Source organism: Elstera sp. (genome assembly GCF_044372965.1).
Classification (GTDB): Bacteria; Pseudomonadota; Alphaproteobacteria; order Elsterales; family Elsteraceae; genus Elstera.
In genome coordinates this window covers 1-6,119 of record NZ_JBILQX010000198.1, presented here as the reverse complement: position 1 = coordinate 6,119, position 6,119 = coordinate 1, and the positions used below count along the sequence as shown (strand labels likewise).

7 protein-coding genes and 1 pseudogene are annotated in these 6,119 nt (G+C 63.6%); 7 read left to right on the top strand and 1 reads right to left on the bottom strand.

Annotation, left to right across the window (positions count from 1 at the left end):
* The 7 genes and pseudogenes from ACIQ36_RS17480 to ACIQ36_RS17450 form a co-directional block, all read left to right on the top strand.
* A pseudogene (locus tag ACIQ36_RS17480) lies at nucleotides 1-414 on the top strand (ABC transporter permease); the annotation flags it as partial.
* Nucleotides 411-1,334 carry an ABC transporter permease gene (locus ACIQ36_RS17475; protein WP_395831682.1) on the top strand — a complete coding sequence of 308 codons (924 nt, stop codon included), beginning with the start codon at nucleotides 411-413 and terminating at the stop codon, nucleotides 1,332-1,334. The pseudogene ACIQ36_RS17480 and the gene ACIQ36_RS17475, both read left to right, overlap by 4 nt.
* A 15-nt stretch (nucleotides 1,335-1,349) precedes the next feature.
* Complete coding sequence (locus tag ACIQ36_RS17470; RefSeq protein WP_395831680.1) at nucleotides 1,350-2,027, top strand: cysteine hydrolase family protein; 678 nt, start codon at nucleotides 1,350-1,352, stop codon at nucleotides 2,025-2,027.
* Complete coding sequence (locus ACIQ36_RS17465; protein ID WP_395831678.1) at nucleotides 2,024-3,538, top strand: ABC transporter ATP-binding protein; 1,515 nt, start codon at nucleotides 2,024-2,026, stop codon at nucleotides 3,536-3,538. Before ACIQ36_RS17470 ends, ACIQ36_RS17465 begins: the two co-directional genes overlap by 4 nt.
* A gap of 7 nt (nucleotides 3,539-3,545) precedes the next feature.
* Complete coding sequence (locus tag ACIQ36_RS17460) at nucleotides 3,546-4,214, top strand: cysteine hydrolase family protein (protein WP_395831676.1); 669 nt, start codon at nucleotides 3,546-3,548, stop codon at nucleotides 4,212-4,214.
* Nucleotides 4,211-4,594, top strand: coding sequence for an AtzH-like domain-containing protein (locus ACIQ36_RS17455; protein ID WP_395831674.1), 384 nt, complete (start codon nucleotides 4,211-4,213; stop codon nucleotides 4,592-4,594). The genes ACIQ36_RS17460 and ACIQ36_RS17455 overlap by 4 nt, the downstream gene beginning before the upstream one ends.
* Nucleotides 4,595-4,645: 51 nt before the next feature.
* Nucleotides 4,646-5,332 (top strand): GntR family transcriptional regulator, encoded by a 687-nt coding sequence (locus ACIQ36_RS17450; protein ID WP_395831672.1) that lies wholly within the window; start codon nucleotides 4,646-4,648, stop codon nucleotides 5,330-5,332.
* A 3-nt stretch (nucleotides 5,333-5,335) separates the two neighbouring features.
* On the opposite strand, the gene ACIQ36_RS17445 is transcribed toward ACIQ36_RS17450, so the two are convergent.
* Nucleotides 5,336-6,119: amidase family protein (locus ACIQ36_RS17445; protein WP_395831670.1), on the bottom strand; the 784-nt coding region annotated here is incomplete at its 5' end.

Here is a 6,119-nt window from a genome sequence, read left to right as displayed (position 1 = left end):
GCCGCACGGATGACGGGCGGCAATATGCGCGCGGCCAAAGCGCAAGGGCTCCCCGTAGGGAAACTCATCATCGGCTTTTCGATGCTGGCCGGGGCGGCCGCCGGATTGGCGGGCTTCTTTGAAGTGGCGGCAATCCACGGGCGGGCGAATGCCTCGCTCGCGGCGGGCTATGGTTTCACCGGCATTCTGGTCGCCTTTCTCGCCCGGCATAATCCTTTGGCGATTTTGCCCGTCGCGCTGCTGTTCGGCGGGATTGCCGCCAGCGGCGGCTTGATCCAGCGGCGCATGGGGCTTCCCGACGCCACGGTTTTGCTGATGCAGGGGGTGATTTTCGTGACCTTGCTCGCGAGCGAAACCCTCTATGGCCGCCTGCCCTTCTTCCGCCCCGCCGACGCAAGGAGCGCCGCCCGATGAGCCAAGATCCGGGACTTTGGACCGTTCTACTCGCCATCTTCGCCGGGGCGATTCGCGTCTCGACGCCGTTTCTGTTCGTTTCCTTGGGCGAATGCCTAACGGAGAAAAGCGGGCGCATCAATCTCGGGCTGGAAGGCACGCTGATTTTCGGCGCGATGAGCGCTTATGCCACCGCCTATACGACCGGCTCGCCTTGGCTCGGCGTGCTGGTCGCTGGATTTGCGGGCCTCGGCCTCGGCGTGCTGCACGGGCTCTTGTGCAATTTGCCGCGTATTAACGATGTGGCGGTCGGGATTGCGCTGATGCTGTTTGGCACCGGGCTTGCCTTCTTCTTCGGAAAACCCTTCATTCAGCCTGCCGCCCCACGCCTGCCGGGGATTCCCCTAGGCGATTGGACCGGCAACCCCGCCATCGCCTCGGCGCTCGACATCAACCCGCTCTTCTTCGTCGGTGCGGCCCTAGCGTTGGTCATGGCCTGGGGCTTCAAGACCACCCGCTGGGGCCTGATCGTCCGCATGGTCGGCGATAGTGCGGCGGCGGCGCGGGCGATGGGCTATTCGCTCGGCCAAGTTCGGTTGATCTGCACGGCCTTGGGCGGGTTCTTCTCGGGAATCGGCGGCTCCTTCCTGTCGCTCTCCTATCCCGGAAGCTGGAACGAGGGGCTTTCGTCGGGGCAAGGCTTGATCGCCGTCGCCTTGGTGATCTTCGCCCGGTGGAACCCGCTGCGCTGCTTCGTCGCCGCGCTGCTCTTCGGCGGCGCGGGCGCGCTCGGCCCGGCGCTGCAATCCATCGGCATTAGCCAGGGCTACTATCTGTTCAATGCCGCGCCCTACATTCTGACCCTGCTCATCATGATCGCCTCGGTCTCGCCGAAACGCAGCCTGAAGGATGCGCCGAGCGAGCTTTCCATTACGCGCTAGTATCGGGAGTTACCCATGCCCTTGGTCGCCTCATCCCCCTACGAATGGCCCTGGAACGCCGATTTGCGCCCGCAGAATACCGCGCTGATCGTCATCGATATGCAGACCGATTTCTGCGGCAAAGGCGGTTATGTCGACACCATGGGCTATGATTTGTCGCTCACGCGCGCGCCGATCGAGCCGATCAAGCGGCTTCTGGCGGCGATGCGGAAAAAGGGCTATTTCATCATCCACACGCGCGAAGGCCACCGCCCCGATCTGGCCGATCTGCCGCCGAACAAGCGCTGGCGCTCCCAGCAGATCGGCGCAGGCATCGGCGATCCGGGGCCGTGCGGGCGGATTCTGGTTCGCGGCGAGCCCGGCTGGGAGATTATTCCCGACTTGGCCCCGCTGCCCAGCGAAGTCATCATCGACAAACCCGGCAAAGGTAGCTTCTGTGCCACCGATTTGGACCTTATCCTGCGCCAAAACGGCATCGCCAATATCATTCTGACGGGCATCACCACCGATGTTTGCGTCCATACCACTATGCGCGAGGCCAATGACCGAGGGTATGAATGCCTGCTGGTGGAGGATTGCTGCGGCGCGACCGACCATAGCAACCACCTCGCCGCGCTGAGCATGGTGAAGATGCAGGGCGGCGTCTTCGGGGCCGTCGCAACCTCCGAAGCGCTGCTGGCGACCCTGCCATGACAGGCCGCGCCCTTAGCATCGATATTCTCGGCATGGGCAAGCGCTTCGGCGCGTTCCAGGCGCTCGACGCTGTGTCGCTTTCCGTTCCCGCAGGCTCCTTTCATGCGCTACTGGGGGAGAATGGCGCCGGCAAATCGACCCTAGTGAAATGCCTGATGGGGTTCTATCAGCCCGACGGCGGCGAAATCCTGCTGGACGGTAAGCAAGTGACGATTGCGACACCGCGCGAGGCGCGGGCGCTTGCCATCGGCATGGTCTACCAGCATTTCACCCTGGTCCCCTCGCTCACGGGCGCGGAAAACTTAGTGATGGCGCGGGCCGATGTGCCGTTGGTGGTCGATTGGGCCAAGGAAACCCGCGCGCTGAACGCGTTTCTCGACCGCATGCCCTTCCGCGTACCGCTGGATATTCCTTTGTCCGGCCTCGCCGCCGGGCAGAAGCAGAAGCTGGAGATTCTGAAGCAGCTTTACCTCAATCAGCGCTTCCTGATTCTCGATGAGCCGACTTCGGTGCTGACCCCGGATGAGGCGACGGAAATCCTCGGGCTCTTACGCGGCATGACCCAGGCGGGCGATCTCACCGTTCTGATGATTACCCATAAGTTCCGCGAAGTGACCGAGTTCTGCGATGGCGTCACCGTGCTGCGCCGGGGGAAAAAGGTTGGCGGCGGTCTTGTGTCGGAGCTTTCGACCGACGCGATGGCCAAACTGATGATCGGCGAAACCCAGGTGCCAAAACGCGCCGCGCGGGTCGATCACGGCGCAACCCCCATCGCGGTCGATCTCGTGGCGCTCTACGGCGATGGCGACGATGGCTTACCGGCCGTTAAAGAACTCGACCTGAAGGTTCATGCGGGTGAAATTCTGGGGCTCGCGGGTGTTTCGGGCAATGGGCAGGTGGAACTGCTGGAAATCCTCGCCGGGCAACGCCCGCTCGCCGATGGGCGGATTTTCGTGCAGGGCAAGCCCTTTACCCCCAAACGCGCCGAAATGGACCTGATGAAGGTCTTCAGCCTGCCCGAAGAGCCGCTGAAGAACGCCACCGCGCCGCGCATGAGCGTGGCGGAAAATCTGGCTTTTCGCAGTTTCGACAAGGCCCCCTTGGCAAAAGCCCGCTGGTTCCTGTCGGGCAAAGAAATCCGCGCCAAGGCCGAAAGCCTGATTGAGCGCTACAATATCCGCACCCGCTCGCCTGAGACGCCAATGGAGGCGCTGTCGGGCGGGAATGTGCAGCGGGCGGTGCTGGCGCGGGAGATTTCGGGCGACGTGGCCGTGCTGGTGGTTGCAAACCCCTGCTTTGGGCTCGATTTTGCCTCGGTCGCCGATATTCGCGGGCAGTTACTGGCCTTGCGCAATAAGGGCACCGCGATTTTGCTGATTTCCGAAGATCTCGATGAGATTTTGGAACTCTCGGACCGCATCGCCGTGATGTCCGAAGGCCATATCACCTATCTTGCCCCCGCCGCCGAGGCCGACCGCACCGCCATCGGCCACGCGATGGCAGGACATTGAGGAGGCCATGATGATTGAAATTCCCGCCCAACCCGGCCCCTTCCCGCTCGATCCCGCCGCCGTCGCGCTGATCGTTATCGATATGCAGCGCGATTTTGTCGAACCCGGCGGCTTCGGCGCGAGTTTGGGCAACGATGTCTCGCGCCTCACGGCCATTATTCCCGCCGTGGCCGATTTGATCGGTCTGTTCCGCAAGAAAGGCTGGCCGGTCATCCATACGCGCGAATCGCATCAGCCGGACCTGTCGGACTGCCCCCCCGCGAAGCGGTTGCGCGGCAAACCGAGCTTACGCATCGGTGATCCGGGACCGATGGGGCGGATTCTGGTGCGCGGTGAGCCGGGCAATCAAATCGTGGACGGCTGCGCGCCGTTGCCGGGGGAAGTGGTGATCGATAAACCCGGCAAAGGGGCTTTCTACAAAACCAATCTCGATGCGATGCTTGCGGAAACTTCTATCCGGCAACTGGTTTTTGCGGGCGTTACGACCGAAGTTTGTGTGCAAACCTCGATGCGCGAGGCCAACGACCGGGGGTTCGAATGTTTGCTGGTGGAGGAAGCCACCGAAAGCTATTTCCCCGAGTTTAAAACGGCGACGCTAGCGATGATCCACGCCCAGGGTGGCATCGTTGGCTGGACCTGCACCCTGCCCGCCCTTCAGCAGGCGGTGTCAGCATGAGCCTCGCCCCCATCGAAGCGGAAGTCCGCGCCCTGTTCGAAGCCTATGAAGACGCGCTGATGCGCAACGATGTGGCCGCGATGGATGCCGTCTTCTGGGACTCGCTGGAAGTGGTGCGTTATGGCGTCGCCGAAATTCAGTATGGCATCGACGCGGTAAAAGCCTGGCGAGCGTCGGCGACCCCGGTCCCCGAGGGCAGGGCACGGGAGCAAACGCGCGTCACCGCCCTCACGGAAACCTGCGTGTTGGTCTCGACGCTGTTTCGCTATCCGGGGGTTCCGGAGCAGATCGGGCGGCAGAGCCAAACCTGGGCGAAACTGGCGGAGGGCTGGCGCATTGTTCACGCCCACGTCAGTTCTATTCCCGATTCCGGACTGTAACGGGATGATGTTAAACCTGTCGCAACGAGTAAGGAAAAACGGACGATTAGGATGACCGGCCCTCGCCCCTCCGCCCGGCGTGGCACCCGCGCCGAAGATTTGCGCCAGCAGCTTGCGGACGAAATCGTTCGCGGCATTCTCGCGCCCGGCACCGCCCTGGACGAAACCGAGTTGGCCGCGCGCTTCGGCGTGTCCCGAACCCCCGTGCGCGAGGCCATTCGCCTGCTCGGCGCGAGCGGGTTGGTGGAAACCCGCCAGCACCGCAGCGCCCTCGTCGCCCGCCCGTCGAAAGACCAATTGGCGGCAATGTTCACCGTTATGGCCGATCTCGAAGCCCTTTGTGCGGGCTATGCCGCCGTCTCGATGACCGCACGGGAGCGACGCGCGCTCGAAACCCTGCACAGGTCGATGGCTCCCCTCGTGCGCGACGGCGACCCGCAACAGTTCCACGAAGCCAATGTGGAGTTTCACGCGCTGATTTATGCAGGCAGCCATAATCCCTATCTCGCGGAACTGACCGCAACGACGCGCTCGCGCCTGTCGCCGTTTCGGCGCGCGCAGTTCCGCACCTTAGGCCGCCTCTCGCGCTCCTACGGCGAGCATGAATTGGTTGTCGATGCGATTCTGAAAGGCGATCAAACCGCCGCCGCCGCTGCGATGTTGGGCCACATCGGCACCGTGGAGCAGGCCTATTTACAGTATGTCGATACGGAGGCGGCCAGCGCCGCCTCCGCTTAACCGCTATTTCCGCTGCGCGAGATACGCGCGCCAGCCGCCGAAGGCCGAAATATCCTCGGCCCCTCGCGTCGCTTCGGCTTCCACCAGAAACCCCAGCGGCGCACTGCCATCGGCGAGCTTGACCCGCCCGAGCCCCAGCGGTGCCGCGATTTGAGCGGCAAACGCCCCGAGGGCGGCGCTCGGCAGGGACCAAACTTCAACGGCAATCGCCGCGCCCGCCGCGACCCGCAGCAGACCGGGCTTCGGCGGCACGGTTCCGGCTAGGGCAAATAGGCGATACGCTGGCAGCGTTTCGACCGCGCGAACCAAGTACCCGCCAAGGTCGGTCAATTGACCATTCAACGGCAAACCGGAGAGATGCGCGCCGACAACAGCGACTTCGATGCGGGTTTCCTCGGGCACGGTCGGCAACGGGGCGAGCACCGGGAGAGGCTCCCCCGTCCCGCCCATCGGCAGGCACGACGCCGCTTGAATCTGCCGCCCGAGCGACAGCAGCCGCGCATCCTGCCCCACCGGACCGATCAGGGTGACGCTGGCGGGCAATCCGTCTGCCCGCGCCGACGAGGGCACCGCCAGCGCGCATAAATCGAGCAGATTGACGAAATTGGTATAGGTGCCGAGGTTCGAATTCAGTCGCACCGGATCGGCCAGCACCTGCGCCACCGTATAGGGGCGCGGCATCGTCGGCACGAGCATCAGATCGATCGTGTCCCAGACGGGTTCGGTCGCGCGCTTGAGATCGGCAAGCTTATAGAGCGCTTCGAAGACCTGCGGCGCATCGAATTTG

Bases quoted from the DNA above. Each gene is read 5' to 3' on its own strand.
- ACIQ36_RS17455 (WP_395831674.1), top strand. From the start codon at position 4,211: ATGAGCCTCGCCCCCATCGAAGCGGAAGTCCGCGCCCTGTTCGAAGCC.
- ACIQ36_RS17470 (WP_395831680.1), top strand. From the start codon at position 1,350: ATGCCCTTGGTCGCCTCATCCCCCTACGAATGGCCCTGGAACGCCGAT.
- ACIQ36_RS17460 (WP_395831676.1), top strand. From the start codon at position 3,546: ATGATGATTGAAATTCCCGCCCAACCCGGCCCCTTCCCGCTCGATCCC.
- ACIQ36_RS17475 (WP_395831682.1), top strand. From the start codon at position 411: ATGAGCCAAGATCCGGGACTTTGGACCGTTCTACTCGCCATCTTCGCC.
- ACIQ36_RS17465 (WP_395831678.1), top strand. From the start codon at position 2,024: ATGACAGGCCGCGCCCTTAGCATCGATATTCTCGGCATGGGCAAGCGC.
- ACIQ36_RS17450 (WP_395831672.1), top strand. From the start codon at position 4,646: ATGACCGGCCCTCGCCCCTCCGCCCGGCGTGGCACCCGCGCCGAAGAT.